Source organism: Microbacterium sp. Se5.02b, from assembly GCF_019464375.1.
GTDB lineage: Bacteria > Actinomycetota > Actinomycetes > Actinomycetales > Microbacteriaceae > Microbacterium.
This window is the reverse complement of record NZ_CP080491.1, coordinates 2565800-2581191: the sequence shown is the minus strand read 5'-3', so window position 1 is coordinate 2581191 and position 15392 is coordinate 2565800. Positions and strand designations below refer to the sequence as shown.

Annotated in this window: 16 protein-coding genes; all 16 read right to left on the bottom strand. The window is 66.7% G+C overall.

Translation table 11 applies throughout. From position 1 onward, the window contains the following. Nucleotides 1-47: 47 nt before the first annotated feature. The 16 genes from K1X59_RS12760 to K1X59_RS12685 all read right to left on the bottom strand — a co-directional run bounded on the left by K1X59_RS12760 (nt 48) and on the right by K1X59_RS12685 (nt 15368). Nucleotides 48-1571, bottom strand: coding sequence for an ATP-binding protein (locus K1X59_RS12760; protein WP_183150380.1), 1524 nt, complete (start codon nt 1569-1571; stop codon nt 48-50). Nucleotides 1572-1627: 56 nt separating this feature from the next. Further along, nucleotides 1628-3091: an SCO6880 family protein gene (locus K1X59_RS12755; RefSeq protein ID WP_183150379.1), complete on the bottom strand. Its 1464-nt coding sequence runs from the start codon at nt 3089-3091 to the stop codon at nt 1628-1630. 180 nt (nt 3092-3271) lie between these two features. After that, nucleotides 3272-4687: a conjugal transfer protein TrbL gene (locus K1X59_RS12750; RefSeq protein WP_183150378.1), complete on the bottom strand. Its 1416-nt coding sequence runs from the start codon at nt 4685-4687 to the stop codon at nt 3272-3274. A gap of 36 nt (nt 4688-4723) precedes the next feature. Further along, nucleotides 4724-5047, bottom strand: a complete 324-nt coding sequence (locus K1X59_RS12745) for a DUF6112 family protein (protein ID WP_183150377.1) — start codon at nt 5045-5047, stop codon at nt 4724-4726. Between the two features lie 86 nt (nt 5048-5133). Beyond that, nucleotides 5134-5433 carry a DUF6112 family protein gene (locus K1X59_RS12740; RefSeq protein WP_183150376.1) on the bottom strand — a complete coding sequence of 100 codons (300 nt, stop codon included), beginning with the start codon at nt 5431-5433 and terminating at the stop codon, nt 5134-5136. A gap of 76 nt (nt 5434-5509) precedes the next feature. Then, complete coding sequence (locus tag K1X59_RS12735; protein ID WP_309491578.1) at nt 5510-6643, bottom strand: M23 family metallopeptidase; 1134 nt, start codon at nt 6641-6643, stop codon at nt 5510-5512. Nucleotides 6644-6689: 46 nt separating this feature from the next. Continuing rightward, entirely contained in the window at nt 6690-7388 is a 699-nt protein-coding gene (locus K1X59_RS12730) for a hypothetical protein (protein WP_183150374.1), read from the bottom strand. Between the two features lie 76 nt (nt 7389-7464). Further along, entirely contained in the window at nt 7465-7929 is a 465-nt protein-coding gene (locus tag K1X59_RS12725) for a hypothetical protein (protein WP_183150373.1), read from the bottom strand. Next, nucleotides 7916-9040 (bottom strand): ParB N-terminal domain-containing protein, encoded by a 1125-nt coding sequence (locus tag K1X59_RS12720; RefSeq protein WP_183150372.1) that lies wholly within the window; start codon nt 9038-9040, stop codon nt 7916-7918. Before K1X59_RS12720 ends, K1X59_RS12725 begins: the two co-directional genes overlap by 14 nt. Further along, nucleotides 9037-9879 carry a hypothetical protein gene (locus tag K1X59_RS12715; RefSeq protein ID WP_183150371.1) on the bottom strand — a complete coding sequence of 281 codons (843 nt, stop codon included), beginning with the start codon at nt 9877-9879 and terminating at the stop codon, nt 9037-9039. The genes K1X59_RS12720 and K1X59_RS12715 overlap by 4 nt, the downstream gene beginning before the upstream one ends. Nucleotides 9880-10142: 263 nt before the next feature. Then, complete coding sequence (locus K1X59_RS12710) at nt 10143-10589, bottom strand: hypothetical protein (protein ID WP_183150370.1); 447 nt, start codon at nt 10587-10589, stop codon at nt 10143-10145. Further along, nucleotides 10582-11298: a DUF2637 domain-containing protein gene (locus tag K1X59_RS12705; RefSeq protein WP_244632597.1), complete on the bottom strand. Its 717-nt coding sequence runs from the start codon at nt 11296-11298 to the stop codon at nt 10582-10584. Before K1X59_RS12705 ends, K1X59_RS12710 begins: the two co-directional genes overlap by 8 nt. A gap of 95 nt (nt 11299-11393) precedes the next feature. Continuing rightward, on the bottom strand, nt 11394-12272 hold the full coding sequence (locus K1X59_RS12700; RefSeq protein WP_183150369.1) for a bifunctional DNA primase/polymerase: 879 nt from the start codon (nt 12270-12272) through the stop codon (nt 11394-11396). A 245-nt stretch (nt 12273-12517) separates the two neighbouring features. Continuing rightward, nucleotides 12518-13633 carry a hypothetical protein gene (locus tag K1X59_RS12695; RefSeq protein WP_220173454.1) on the bottom strand — a complete coding sequence of 372 codons (1116 nt, stop codon included), beginning with the start codon at nt 13631-13633 and terminating at the stop codon, nt 12518-12520. A gap of 420 nt (nt 13634-14053) precedes the next feature. After that, a complete protein-coding gene (locus K1X59_RS12690; RefSeq protein ID WP_183150367.1) occupies nt 14054-14554 on the bottom strand; it encodes a hypothetical protein in 501 nt (166 codons plus the stop codon). An 88-nt stretch (nt 14555-14642) separates the two neighbouring features. Beyond that, nucleotides 14643-15368 carry a helix-turn-helix domain-containing protein gene (locus K1X59_RS12685; protein WP_210274175.1) on the bottom strand — a complete coding sequence of 242 codons (726 nt, stop codon included), beginning with the start codon at nt 15366-15368 and terminating at the stop codon, nt 14643-14645. Between the last annotated feature and the right edge of the window lie 24 nt (nt 15369-15392).

Sequence of the window (15392 nt, the reverse complement as noted above, 5' to 3'; positions counted from 1 at the left end):
GCTCGTATCGTCCGAGCCCTGGTGCTCCGAGGCGGGGCCGTCTACGCTCAAGACAGCTCTCCGGAGCGCTCAGGATTCGTGAACTCGCGGGGATTCTGAGTCATCCGCTGGGTGGTGTCGAAGGCCCGCAGCTCATCAGGGTGCAACTGATGCTGGACGACGTATGACGACTCTTTGATCCGCCACAACCCCTGCCCGGTCCCCAGGGACGGCAGGAGTTTCTGCTCGGTGCCGGTGAGGCCGAGGGTCTTCCCGGTGGTGCCGATCTGGTCGGATTCTTGTCGGTAGATGATCCGCGACTCCGCATTGGCCAGCAGGCTGTTGGCGAGGGATCGCATGGCGGAGCCGTGGTCGCCGACGTTGTCGAGGTCGGTGAGCTTGTGGAAGATGAGCAGGTTCGCGATCCCGTAATGGCGGGCGAGCCGCCAGTGCGCGTCCATCCGCTTCAACAACGCCGGGTGGGATATGAGCCGCCACGCTTCGTCGTAGACAACCCAACGTTGCCCACCGTTCGGGTCCAGCAGTGCGGATTCCATCCATGCCGACGAGCAGGTCATCAGCACGCTGATGAGGGTGGAGTTTTCGACGACGCGGGATAGGTCGAGGGTGATCATCGGCAACGTCGGATCAAAGGTCACCGTGGAGGGTCCGTCGAACAGGCCTTGGAGGTCGCCGGAGACGAGACGGCGCAGGGCGTGCCCGACCATGCGGCCGTCCTCGGCAAGGCGGTCGTCATCTGTGGGGTCGGGAGTGAGGATGCGGTCAACGACCATCGGCAGGATCGGCACATCGTTACTGGCGACCACGGCCTGGAGGGCGATATCGATGACCGTGTGTTCCAGCGGCGACAACGACCGCTCGAGCACGGTCTCGGCGAGGGCGCCGATCAGGTCACGGCGACGCGACGCAACCGTGGACGCCCATTCGGCGTCGGTGAGCCCGCCGGGCCGGTAGCCCTCGTCGAGCGGATTGAGACGGTTCGAGAGGCCATGCCCGAGGACGATCGCTTTCCCACCCACTGCCTCCGCAACCGCCGTGTGCTCACCCTTTGGATCGCCGGGGACGTACACGCGACGCCCGAACGGGATGCTGCGGGTGTAGAGCGACTTGGCCAGCGACGACTTCCCACTGCCGACGATGCCGGCGAGGACGAGGTTTGGGGCGGTGATGATGCCGCGCTGGTACAGCACCCACGGGTCGTACACGAACGATCCGCCGGAGTACATGTCCTGCCCCACGAATACGCCCTGGGAGCCGAGGCCGCCTTCGGCGAGGAACGGGTACGCGCCCTGCAGCGCGGCCGAGGTGTCCTGATGCGAGGGAACCCGAAACCCCCGATACGACCGCAATCCCGCGGGACCTGGCTCGCCACCCCTGGGGAGGTAGTTCGTCGAGCGCGCTTCTGCCCGTTCCGCGGCGAGCTTCGCCTTCTCTGCGGCGCGTTGCTCGGCGTGCTCGCGGGCGATGACTTGCCGGGCGGCACGTTCCCGGGTCTTGCGGTTCTTCCGGCCGGTACCGTCTTCGACGAGGACGGTGGAGTGGAGCTTCTTCGGGCTGGTGTGCTGTCCCATGAGGGGTGGCCTTCCGACGGAGTGTGCAGTGACACCCGTCAGGTACGCCTCATGTCTCAGATTCCTCGGCAGAGCGGCAGGGCTGCCGCGACGAACGCCTGTGCCTGCTGCCCGACCAGGCGACGGGTTTCGCACGACGCCTGGATCGCTGCCTGCTCTATCGCCGACACTGCAGCTTCCAGCTCATCGGCGGTGGGTGCGGAGACGGCGAGGAGTCCGGTGTAGCGCAGGACGCCGTGGCCGCTGGTGAGGTCGGCTTCCTGCTGCAGCACGTCTTGGTATTCGGCGGATTGCTGCGCGTCTTCGATCTGCCCGACCTTCTGCCGCTGCGCCGCATCACTGATGTACTCGGTCTTCTTCTTCCGAATATCCCGCGCCGCCTGATCACTGCGGATCGGGTCGCACAGCAGCGTGAACGCTCGACGGATCCCGCTGGTCAGGAGTACGGGTGCGAGGAAGCCTGGGTAGACGAGTGAGCGCGGCCACTCACTGATCCACAACACCGCGTGATGCGCGCTGTCAGAGCGCAGCTGGTCCCAGGTCTCTTCGACCGCGACCGGGCCAGCCATGGCGAGGTCCTGCCCGATCTCCCCGGAGCGCTCCAGGGTTGCGGCGATCGCGGGGTCGTACGCACTGCGGAGCATGATTGCGAGCTGTCCTGGTGTGTACCAGTCGGAGGGTTTCAGGTCTGCGGTGCGGAGCGCGGTGGTGAGGGTCTCCATTTCTTGCTTGAGCACCACCGCGGCACCCTTGAGGCCACCGCCCGCGGTGCGGATAGTGCGGGATGCGGCCCGCATGTCCAGGCTGAGGGAGATGGTGGAGATGTGGCGTTCCCCGGCAGGGCCTGCCCGGTCGATGAGCTCCCGGTAAGTGCGCGCGACCCAGGAATCGTCGTCGTTGCCGTGCTCCGCCCACCACTGCGCGAGCCCCGACCCGGAGTCAGGGACGGTGCGTTCGAGGACTTGGAGGCGGGCGATCCGGGTGGACCGGCACGCAACGGACAGCACCCGACCCCAGGCGTGAACGCGGTGCTCCTGCTCACCCGGATCCAACAGAATGAACGAGGGATGGGTCACCTCCACCAGCGCCGTCAGGGTCTGCCCGTGCGGGTCATGCACCATCACCGCCCCGCTCTCGGGATCCTCGTACTGACGCAACGGCGCCGCATCTCCAGGCAGCGCGAGGGTTCCCGCAGGGCGTGGCTTCACAATCCGACGTCGATACCTCGTCTGCTGGAGGGCTTGCCGGAGCACCCAGTGCAGGGTGATCGGTACCCATTCGACGAGCTTCCGCCCACCGACCGGTACCCAGGCGAGGGCAGCGCCGGTGCCCCAGATCGGGGACGTGTAGAGCGCGGCGGGGCCTCCGGTGTAGAGGGAGGCGATGAACACGGCGACCGCGACGGAGAGGGCGATGACTTGTGGGAGGGAGAGGCCGAGGATGATCCCGCGTTTGGTGAGGCGGGAGAACTTCACCGCTGACAGCTCGAACTCGGTGCGGGTGGACGCAGTGCTGGCCATAAGGTGCTCCTGAATAGGCGAACGGATTGGGGTCGCCGGTCAGGTACGGACAGCACAGCGGGCGGTGACCCGTGAACCACCCCTGGGGTCAGGTCGTTTCTGACCACACGGGGTGTGCTGTTCACTGGCCACCGCCCAGATGACGGAACGTCACCTCCTTTCAGTGGCGGATCTCTCCGGTCAGGGCTTCGGCGGCGGCGGAGCCTGCCCACCACCGCTGTTGTTCGCGGGCGGGGTCTGCGGCTTCGATGCAGGCGCGCTCGGCGCCGGCGTGGTGGGGTGCGCGGGCGGCACTGACCGGTCAGGTGGTGGTGGCGTGGCCTGCCCCTCGCTGGCGGCTCCGGCGTGGCTGTCGGCGGTGCGGCCGATCGCGTCGCCGAGCTTCGGGCCGGCCTCCGCTGCGCCCTTGGCGATCTTCGCCCCGGCGACTGCGGCGATCCCGACCGGACCTGCCGCTGCAGCACCCGCCCCGGCTCCCGCTCCTGCACCGCCTCCGGCAGCGCCACCACCTACGCTGCTCCCCGCCGCTCCGGCACCACCTCCGCCGCCCGGCGAGGGTTTGGGCCCACCCCCTGGCGGGGGCGGCGGATTCCCTCCACCACCATCGTTCTTGCTGTCGCCCCCGCCGTCGAGGATCTTCTGTGGCCCGCCACCGTCGGGCTTGCCGGGGAGGGGCATGGGCCGGTTCATGGCCTGCTTCGACTCTTGCTCCGCACTCATGACGTGGTACATGTCGAAGCCGACGAAGGAGATGAACTTGTAGACCATGTAGGGCGCGAACGCGGCGATGAACATCAGCACAATCCCCGCGATCGGATCTGCAATCGAACTGAGGTCCATATCGATCGGCGCGTTGACCTGATTGATCGCCACCAGGAACACCACGACGATCACGAGTTTGGAGAAGATCAGCGCAAGCACAAACGACGCCCACTTCCCGAACCACCCCTTCGTCGCATCCCACGACGCTCCCGATAGCGCGATCGGTGCCATCACGACGGCGACCAGGATCAGCGCCTTCCGGATCAGGAGGCTGAACCAGACGATTGCTGCCGCGCAGATCGCGAGGAAGCTGAGGAAGATGGTGATGATCGCGCCGGCTCCGGGTGCGGTGAGGGTGATCGCGGTGAGACCTGCGACGAGGACCCCGATCTTCCCGCCCATCTCCTCCAACGTCGTCCCGGTCGCCTGGATGATCCCGATCGAGAGTTGGTCGACGATCTCGAGCAGTGTCGCGGTCAATGTGATGACCAGGAACGACCCGAGCACCGACTTCGCTAATCCGAGGGCGGCGCGGGAGAGGGCGGTGGGATCGCGTCTGATGAGGCCGGTGATGAGTTGCAGGCAGAAGAAGATCAGCATGACGAAGATCGCAATCCCGAAGATCACGTTGTACACGCCGATGTAGCCGGCCCCGGTGATGTCGACCAGGGTGGTCGAGTCGAACAGCGCCCACACGCCTTGGAAGATCCAGGACGCGGCCGCTCCGATCGCTTGGGCGAGCCAGTCGAATGGTGCAGCGACGAGGGTGGCTGCACCTTCGCCGACGGCGTCGCAGACGTTGCTGATGATGGGGACGTCACAGATACCAGCCACAACACCCCTCCCTTCTACGGGTCGAGATGGTGGTGGTTAGGAGACGGCCTGGCCGACGTTCCAGAAGAAGTTGATCAGCGTCACCGATGCGCCGGTAATGATCGCCGCCCCGCAGGAGATCAGCACCCCGACCTTCCCCCGCGACGCCAGATGCGGGTTGCTGCTGTTGGCGCCGAAGCCCCACACGACGGCGGAGACGATGAGGGCGAGGACGGACAGGATCAGCCCGATCGTCATCACCGCGCCCACGACCGTGCGCAGAGCGGCGATGCCGGGCAGCCCGGAGTCGTTCGGGGTGATGTCCACATTCGCGGGCAACACCGCGGCGAGAGTGGTGAGAGTGTCGAGAACGGCAAGCATGAATGGGCTCCTTCACAAGCGATCGCCCCGTACCCGGTCGTGCGGGGTCACTGGGACAGGTGCGATGCCGGAACGTGCGACCAGGCTCAGAGGGTGTCTCCGAGGTTCAGGAGGAAGTTCATCCATGCCACTCCGGCACCTGCGAGGGCGGCGGCTCCGAGGGCGACGAACACACCGACTTTCCCTTTCGCGGCGGTCTGCGGGTTCCCGGCGGAGGAGGACACCGCCCACACGATCCCGGAGACGACGAGCATGAGCACCGAGACGATCAACACGATCGTGAGCAGCGCGCCGACGATCTCGATGAGGGTGGAGCGGCCTCCGACACTGGAGAGATCGGGGTAGACGTTCTCAGCCTGTAGCAGGGCCAAGGTGATGGCAGGCATACGGTTCTCCTCACGACAACGGGGGTGGGTGGGCACCGGTCAGGTGCGCCACCCACCCCGCCAGGCCCCGCTCAGCTCAGCTGGTGCAGCCTGGCCCGCCACCGACCGGGGCGTCGATGCCCTCGACACCGCGTTCTGCGAGCCACGGTTCTGCGTCGACGGCGGGGGCGTTCGCGCCGCCGGGGTGGACTTGGAAGTGCAGGTGCGGGCCGGTCGAGTGGCCGCTGCTGCCGACGTCGCCGATGTGTTGGCCGGCGGTGACCCTGTCGCCAGTGGTGACGTGGATGCCGTGTGCCCACATGTGGATGTACTTCGTCGCGACCTTTTCGCCGCCGATGGTGTGCTCGATAGTGATCTGCCCCGAATACCCATCGACCATCCCCGCATAGGTGACCATGCCGTCGGCGAGGGCAAAGATCGGCGTCCCATCAGCGGCAGCCCAGTCAGTTCCGGCGTGCACGCGCGCCTCACCAGTGATGGGGTCAATCCGCGGCCCGAACGACGACGTGTGCACATAGCTGCCTGTCGGCAGTGGGAACACCAGCCGGCTCGTCTCGGGAATGTTCGTGTCCCCGGGCACACCGCTCCCGCCGCTGTTGTTGCGGGTGAGGGTGTCGAGGATGGTGCGGGCGACGGGCTCGTAGTTCTGGTACCGGTCCGGGTAGGCGGACACTTCGACGGCTTGGGCGGCCTCGCCCTTGTCCATCTGCTGCCACCCCGGAATATCGAGCAGCCCCCGCGGTGAGGGATGGTTCGGTCCGTCGGGTCCGCCATAGAACGCCCGCGCCTGATACGTGGTGTCCATGAGCTCGGCAACGGTGCCCCACCCGGACTGCGGGCGCATCTGGAACAGACCCAAGCTGTCGTGATCGGAGCCGTTCCCGTCGTTCGGGTAGCTCCCGGATTCGGGGTAGGTGCCGGTATTGGCGAGCTGCCGCAGCGTCGACTCCGTCAGCGCCGCCATCAACGCGATCAAAATCCCGTCCCGCCCCACCCCAGGAGTATTCGCTCCGACGGTGATCATCGTCCCGGCGTGGGTGAGCTGCTGCTTGTTGAGAGTGAACGTGTACCCGTCTTTCATCGTCACCTGGAGCGAGTCCGGGATCGGCCCGAGGGTCACACCGCTGGCGATGCAGTTCCCCTGGTTGAGGACGGCCGGGTTCACGAGCAGACCAATGCTGAGCAGCCCCAGCATCGGGGCGAGCAGCATAAACGTGGCTGCGGCAGCAAGGAGCTTCTTCATCCCGTGCCCCGGCCTATCGGAGGGGGTTGTCGAGTTCGGATAGGCGCAGCAGATGGCACCGGTTGAACACCGGCTGGCAGGACATGAACACCGTGAACGCCACCGCATGCTCGCTCTGGACGGGGTCGTCGTACCAGACGCCGTCCCGGTGCCTGATGCCTTCGACCGTGTACGCGACCGTGCCGTCGGTGATGTGCCCGCCGGAGGCGGCGACCGCTTCCTCCCACTGTGCGGGGACGAATACCCGGTCGATCTCAATGTGTTGGCGGGTGCGGTACTCGGCAAGATCCCGCCACGTCGACGCCGACGGGAAGTACCCGTCCATGTCCGCGATCAGCCCCGGCGTCTCCGTGCCGGACGGGTCCGCGTCCTCGATCAACACACCCCGGTGATCAGCAGGAGTCAGGAGGGTAAAGGTATCCCAGTCGAACAACGCCACAGCGACCGCGCGCACGTAGGTCTCGGGGTTATTCGTGCGCGGCAAGGCCGGCAGATCGGCCTCGCCCGGCTGCCCAGTCGGGTCGACGGGGTCGAGCGGTGCCGTGGACGAGGTGGGTGTGCGCTCCCCGGGATCCTCACTGCCGTGGGGGCCGGTGACGAGGCCGTAGATGCCGACACCGGCGAGCACCGCGATGACGAGACCGGTCGCGGTGAGGGTGATGATCAGACGGCGACGACGACGCTGCTGGTCGTCGGTGTGAGGAGAAGACATGAAGTGGGGCCTTCCAATAGAGGGGCGGGCGGGGTCACCCGATAGGTGCGCCGCCCGCCCGCCGTCCGTTCCGCTCTCAGCGCGAGAGGCCCCTGCTCTGGTTGGTGTGTCCGCTTGCTGGGGGTTCGGAGTCGAGGGCCTCTTCCCGTTCCACGAGTGCTTCAGCGAGCCCCACAGTTCGTGTCGGTGCGGCCTCGGGCTGCCAGGCGATCCGCCCGTTCTCGCTGTGAGCTTTCATCACGAGCTGGACCACCTGCTCCGCGGAGGCAGCGGCGATCGTCAACCAGCCACCGGCCTTGACCGCGTGATCGTGCCCCGCAGCCCGGTCACCGTTGTCGGTAGCAGCGAACGAGGCATGCCGGTCGTGCCAGGCCGCGAGCTGCTGCAGCCCCTGCTGGAGCCGCGACAACGTCAGATGCAATGACCCGAGCACTTCATACGTGTCCTCCGGGGTCCTGATCTGCCGGGTCGCATACGCGAGCCCGCGCGCTGCCTCCGCCAGCTCATCCGCGTCCAGGGACGGGTCCTCATACGTCGGCATCAGCGCTGTCCTCACTGGTGGTCATTCGTGCGGTGCGGGCCTGCTCGAGGAACCGGCTCGCTTCGGTGATGTAGCTCTCGACGAGTTCCCACTGCTTGGCGTCGGCGTATCGTCCGAAGTCTTCGGGGTTGTAGCGGTCCCACCAGCCGTGTTCCCGGCGCAGCAGATCGACGAGCTTGCGGATGGCGTGTTTCTGTCGCAGCAACGGGTCCGCGTCCTTCCACCCCTCTCGCGGCGCGAGAGCGGCGGCATCCCTCCGCAACTGCCCCACCCGAGAAATCGCCCGGGTAGCTTCCTTCATCGCATCCTTGGGATGCTCCTGCGCCTTCACCAGCTCGAGCTCCGCTGCGGCCGCCTCTCGGACTGCGTCGGGCTCGTCCGGGTCGAGTGCCCACCGCTGCAGGGCGTTCAGGGCTTGGAGGAGCTTCACTCGCAGGTAGCGGCCGTTGACCTTCCCATCCGTGTTCAACTCGAGCAGGGCTTCGGCGGCGCCCTGCCGCACCTCGGGATGCTCGTTGTCGGACGCGGCGATCTGCTTGAGCTCCACGACCTGATCGAGCATCGAGTGAGAGTCCCGCCCGGTCACGGCTTTCGCGGCTTGCACTCTCGTCTTCCCACCGCCCGTGGTGCTCGTCTGCTGCGGGGGTGTTGAATCAACACCCCCGTGCATTCCACCCTGTGGTGCGGCATCGTGGGCCTGCGCGATCCGTTCATCCCGGGTCTCGGAACCGAACCGGGTCGCAGTCTCCCGCCGTTCAGCTTCTTCGGCGTAGAGATGCTTGAGTTCCTCGTAGAGCTCTGCTTGTTCGATGGGGGTGAGCATCTTGTGGAGGGTGTTCTCGTCCTGGATCGCGAGGACGGTGGAGAGCTTGTCGGAGACTCCCTGCACAACCCATACGGGCACGGTGCGGTGTCCGAGGGCGCGCATGACGGCGAGGCGGCGGTTGCCGGAGATGAGGACGTTGCCGGTAGTGATCACAATCGGCGACAGCAACCCGAACCGGCGGATCGACTCCGTCAACTCCTCCAAGTCGCCGAGATCACGCCGGTAGGAGTGACCATCGATGATCTGATCCGTCGCATGCTCCAACACCAAATGACCCCGACTCATGACGCACCTCCGTTGCCTTCCTGCCCGGCAGGTATGGACGCCATCCGGCGGGAGGTTGTCACGAGGGTCTCGTCGCGAAGGAGGTCGGCGACATCGTCACCGAGCAGCACCCGGGCGAACAGCCCGTAGTCCCCGGCCTTCCGTTTCCCTGTCTTGGTGCCGACGACCAGGCGGACGAGGCTTGCCCATTCGTCGGGGGTGTAGCCGAGACGGATCGCGATGTGAAGCTCCTTGGCAACAATTTCCAGTGCGGAGGTGCCGGAGGAGAGGCCGGTGATGCGGTGGGCGATGTAGTCCACGGCCTGCTCGACGGGGCGGGCGGGCCAGTCGGTGAGGACGAGGAACACGCAGGTCGCGCGGATCACCCGATCCACCGACCTGTCCTCGCCGCCGTCGCCCCTGGCGTACAGGGTGTGGGCGTGGGGGTGGACGTCGTAGAAGAACTCCTCGTAGTGCCCGGCCCGCATCGGCTCCTCCGCCGGCCTCTTCGACGGACGGCGGGCCTTGTCCTGCGAGGTCATGTTGCGGTCGGCGTGGACTTCGGCGGCGATGCCGAGCGCGACCGCACGCGTGATCACCGCCCACGGATCATCCGCGCGCAGGGTGGTGGGTTGCCGCATCGCGAGGAACGCCTCGTAGGCGGCGTCGTCGGGGGTGCGGTGCCAGGCCTTCGCGATCGGCGCATACTTCCGTGTCGCGTAGACCATGAGCTCGGCCGCGACCGGGCTGTTCGCCCAGGCGTTGTGCTCGTTTAATTCCGTGAGCAGCTCGCGCAGCCCCTCGCTCGTGGTGAAGTCCGGCGACAGCGATGATGCCGGTGTGGTTGGGTGGTGGTTCATAGCGACTCCTGAAACGTGATGAGATCCGTCAACAGATAGGTGCGACACCCATCCCGACGAACTCCGCCATTGGGGTCACCGAGCACCGCCCACCGCAGGTACCACGGCCGTGCGGAGGCATGAGGGGACCACCAGACCCGCCCAGTGTGCGCGGGTCTGTGCGGTGCTGTCCGGTGCGACAGTGAGCAGCCGGAGCGGCTGGATGAGTGGTCAGGGGGTGTGGGTGTCGTGCGGCACTCGGGTGGTGCCGGGACAGGCAGCGATCACCGGCTCACCCCCGTTCTCCCGACCACACGCTCCCGCGCATTTGTCGGACTGCTCGAATCTGGGTCCAGGGCCTCCTGGCGGCGGACCAGACGCTCCTGCAACTGCGCACGCCCTTCACGAACCCCGTCAAGGACCGCATCACGCAGGCGCGTGTTCAGCTCCGCACCGCGGTCCAGAACGACGGCCCCGGCGCGGGCGGCGACATCGGTGGGGCGCACCCACTGCACGCCCGGACGAGGCGAGACCGGACTGGCGCCTCCTCCTCGGACGAGCGTGGGATCGCCGTGGGTAGCGAACTCCGATGCCCGCGCATCCTCAGCTGCCCCTGTTGGCGTCGATGTCGGTGGCGCATCGGTGTGCTTGCTCGCACCCGTCCGCTGGTCGTGATCCGCGAGGCGCTGGTGGTCGACGTGCTGGTGGTCGGGGGTGGTGGGGTCAGTCATGGGGGTCTCCGTCCTGTTGCCGGTCAGGTGCGTTTATCCATCGGCCTACCGTGGTCGGGTGCACGCCCAGCTGCGCGGCGATCTGCCGCTTCGACACACCCTCCGCACTCAGCGCGAGCGCCCGAGCACGCGCGTCTCCCTGCTGCCCACTTCCTCCACGGGATCTCGACGGCTGTTCGGTGACGCTCAGTTCCGGCGGCGCCGCCACCGTTATCTCCTGCGGCTTGGGTATCGCGTCCTGCTCGGAGCGATCCAGGGTTTCGGTCATTGCGACCGTGCTCTCGGTAGGGACCAGTGGTCGAATGCTCGGCTTCTGAATGGTCGGAGACGGTGCGGTGTTGCGAGTGAGTTCGACGGTGAGATGCGTCATCGCGAGCAGCACCAGCGGTGGCACCGACGCGACCAGCGCGGCGATCAGGGCGGGGACGCGGGTATCGGCGGCGACGACCGCGTGGGTGATGTTCGCCGCCACGCTCACTCCGGCACCTGCGCCCAGCAGGAGCCACGCGAACCGCCTCGCGGTGCGGGCGGAATCCCGCAGGGCGACGACACTGATCGTGGCTTCAAGGATGACGCCATCGACGATCAGCGGCCACATCCACGCTTGCCCCTCGGGAATCCCGGAGAGAACGGCGAGGTCACGGAGGGTGGTGAAGGACAGCCAGAACGCTCCCAGGGCGAGCAGGATCGTCCCGGTGACTGCGAGCACGATCACGAACCGCGACACACCAGCAACGGGGGCTCCGTCCGGGCTCAGGTCCAGATCGCGCGGGGCGCGAGCTGTCACTGCCGGGCCGGTCACCGCTACCTCCCGATCCCCGACAAAGAGCGAGCAGTCTGTGCGACGGGATCGTCGGGCACCTCAACGATCGCTGTGCGGTGGGCGGAGCGGATCGTTTTCGCGATCTCCCGCGGCTCGAGACCGGCGGCGGACGCGGCAGACTCAAGTACCCCGAGAGTGTCGGGCTCGGGCAGGCCGGCCTCGGCGAGACGGCATGCCGCCCAGAACAGGCCCGCGTTCCGGTTCCCCTCCGGTAGCGCGGCGACCCAGGCCGCGAGATGCTCCACCTCCCGCACCGCTAACGGATCGAGCCGGCGGGGCGGGTGCTCAGGCTGGGGCGTCAGCAGCTCACGGATCGTGTCCGCGTCAACTGGGCGCGGGTGACGGCCCCGGGCAATGATCTCGTAGTAGCGGGCTCCGTCGTCGGTGGTGATGGTGGAGGGTGGGGCGATGATGTAGCCGCCGGTGCCGCGGAAGTCCACATGCGCCCGCCCCCGCGACCACGATCGTTGAGCAGCGTCTGGGGCTGTCGGGTAGTACAAGTGCAGTCCACCCGATGGGGAGCGCACGGCCTGCCCCCACCCGCCGATCAGCCCCTCTCGTTGCAGGGTGCGGAGGATCGGGTATCCGCTGCCTGTGGCGTGTACATCCACGTCCAGCACGCCGATCACTGTCCCGGTGGGGATGCCGATATTCGCTTCCGGATGCCGTCCCCACCAGGCGGCGATTTGCGCGGGGTCGGTGGTGGCGTCCCGGAACCCATGCACGGTGAGCGGGCGCTTCTGACCGGGCGCGCACGGGAACACCGGGATGCCCGCCGCAGTGTAGACGGAGGCAGCGTGCGCGAGCACTCCAGGAAGCTCCGCGGGCATCGGCCAAACTTCGGGGTCGGTGATGACCATGCGCACCTCCTTCAGTACACGGCACGGGCCGGGGCTCGTGCGCGGTGTCACTGGGAAGGTGCGGGCAGCAGCCGTGCTGCCCGCAGAATCTCCGCTCTGAGCATCCCTTCTGAACCTCAACCCCTACCCGAACTCGCATGGTCGCCACGAGCGTTCCGGGGCAGGATGCGCCGTTTCGTCAAGAACATGCGCCAAATCGTCAAACACACCGGCACCCGCCTCCACCGGCCAACGGCGGCCCTCTGCTACAGGCTTCGGCCAGAATCACGATCCGGGGAGGGCGGCTCGGGGCCGTCAGGATCGGTGCTCAGGTGCTGCTCTCGTTCCGCGAGTAACTCGCTCAGCAGTGCCCCGCGTTCCAGCCTGGTCAGCGCCTGCTCGGGAGGGCGAATGTCCCCGGGAGCGGTGCCAGTGCGACCGGTAGCGAGGACTGCGGCGTTGATCCGATCAAGGACCACGGCCGGGTTGAGCTGTTCGGTGTCCTGCTCGAGGATGCGGGCGATCTCGTTCACCACGGCACTGTCATGCTCAACGGGTGGGAACGCCGACGATGCCGTCGCCCCATCGCCGACGGATACGCGGCCCACGACGAGTCGGAACTGGCCTTCTCCGTCGATCCCGGTCGCGTCGTAGACGCCGGGGACGATCCACGCATGCGCCTCCGACGCCAGCCCCTCATAGATCGGCACACCGACCGGATCATCCGGATCAGGAACGCTGACGTCGGGGTCGGCGGCGAATAACATCGCCTCCAGTTCTTCCCGTTCCCGCCGGTCCAACAACGGCCTGCCTTCCCCGGCCTTCTCCCGTTCCACGAGGACGCGGAGGGTCTGCAGGGCGATCAGATCCGACGGCACCCACTCACGGTGAAACCGCTCCGGAAGGAACATCGTCCGCGGCCCGCCCTCAGCGAGCAGTCCCTCCAATGCGTGTTCGCGTCGGAGCGCGGTTGCGGTGAACTCGGACCGCCACTGGGCGTGGTCGGATCTGAACCGCAGATCCTCAAACTCGCCCTCGAACGACGGGGAAACCGTGACGAGATAGTCCTCCTTCACCGGCTCCACGGGAAGATGCTCCCGCTCCAGAAGATCGGCCAGGCCGTCACGGACCCGTTCGGCCCGCTCCAACCGTTCCAACGTGTCCGGGAGGCGGGAGGCCTGTACAGCGAGCGAAAGACACTCGTCGCGCCACCGCTCGTGCGCGTCCTCAAACCCCTCCCGGTCGGGCGTGCCGTCTGGGAGGCGGAAGTCACCGGTGCTCGGTTCGGGTGGGAACATCTCCGCCACAATCTCCGGGATCCCCGACTCCTCGAACGCCTCCCACCCCACCGGCGGCAGCACCCGCGCGGCGGGCGAGGCCACGGGTGCGGGTATCCAGGAACGGATGTGCGGGACATCGTCGCCGAAGTCCTCACCGAACACCCGGTCGCCGTCTGTGCGGGGCTGACCGGGAGGGCCTGCGAGGTCTTCGATCAGCACCTCATCGACCATGTGTTGAGCCTCGGCCTGGGTGCGGGCGAGGACCTCGAACTCAACCACCACCCGGTGCGGGCGGGGCGGCTCAGGCGAATACCCCAACGGTGGGATCGTGGTGTCGGACATGATGAAGGCCTCCATTCACAGACAGATCGACAGAACACGCACCGCGCGCGAACGCTCAGCTGGCACGGGTGGTGCTGTTCCAGAGGTACGCACAGGAGCACGTCAAGGTCGAGGCGTCCGGGAGATGACGCGTCGAAACATCAAGAAGACGCGTGGAAACGTCAAACTCCCGCGATCGGGTCAGCGGGCGAGATATCCTCCAGTCGACCGGCCGACGTAAGTGCTCGGTGACGGGTCAGCGGTGAGAGCGGCTTCGCGTTCCTGCAGAGCATGCTGCAAGTACCGGTTCACGGCCGTGTGGTTCGTCCCGTCCGCACCACCGGTCATAGGCACTCGGTGGAACGAGTACGCCGGGTGCGGCGTCGCTTGCCGCAGCGCCTCCAACCATGCATCTACGTTTTCGGGCAGTACCCAATCCTGCGGCGGAGGATTTGACTGAAGGAACTCCGTCGCCCCGGCATACGCTTCGGAGTCTTCGAGCATCTCGTGAATTGTGACTGCAACCGCCCGCGCCACGGCGACCGGATTGCGGTCCGCGACCACCGTCGGATCAATCTCCGGGTCATCAGCCCACACAATCACCCCCAGAAACAGCGCACCCGGCAGGCTCGTCGCACCTCTGCGTGCTGTGGTGCCAGCAGGCGTCGATACTGCTGCCTCGTCAGGGTCAATGCTGCTCATGAGATTCCTTCCCTCAAGGTTCCCCGCGCGCGGTCGCGTCGGGGGCGTACCTGTCAGGTGGGCCCCCGATAGTGGGCGCTCAGACGGCCTAGGAAGATTGCTCGTGTGCTCGTCGGTACTGCTGCGGAGAGAGCCCGTACACGCGGCGGAACGCACGCGAGGCATGACTGGCGTCCAACCATCCGACCTGGCGAGCGGCTTCCTCGACACTAAGGCCACTGGAAAGCAGAAGATCGGCCATGCGACGCGCTCGCTCGTGGCGCAGGAACTCCGCAGGGCTTATCTGGAGGTGCTTGCGAAACAGTCGTGAGATCTGTGATCGAGACATCGCCGCCGAAACGGCGAGAGCGTCAAGAGTCCACGGCTGGTCGAACCGTTCGATGAGGATCGCCACTGCTCGCCGTACCGCTTCGTCGCCGACCCCGATCGCAGCATCCGACTGGGTAAGTACGTCGAGAAGCCCGGTAACAAGACTGAGGCTTCGGAGCGGCGAAACCTCGTGCTGCTGAATATCGAGCAGCACTCGGAATGCGGACTCTAGTTGCGGAAGCGTCCTGGGTGAGAGGCGGAACGTGACAGGATCCGACCCGCATTTGTTCAGAGAACCAAGAAGAGCGGGCGCGGCGGACTTGGGTATCCACCGTGCCTGCTCGTGAAGGAAGGTCGTGTCGATGTAGGCCGTCGTCGTCACCACCGTCCCGGAGGGGTCTCCCGAATACCAGTGACCAGGTCGCAGCAAGATGACGTCGCCTTCGACGGCCTTGAGCTCGCCGGACTGGTGCCTGAGCGTGGTCGCACCCGCGTTGACCATCATTACTTTCGTCGCAGCGAAAAGGAC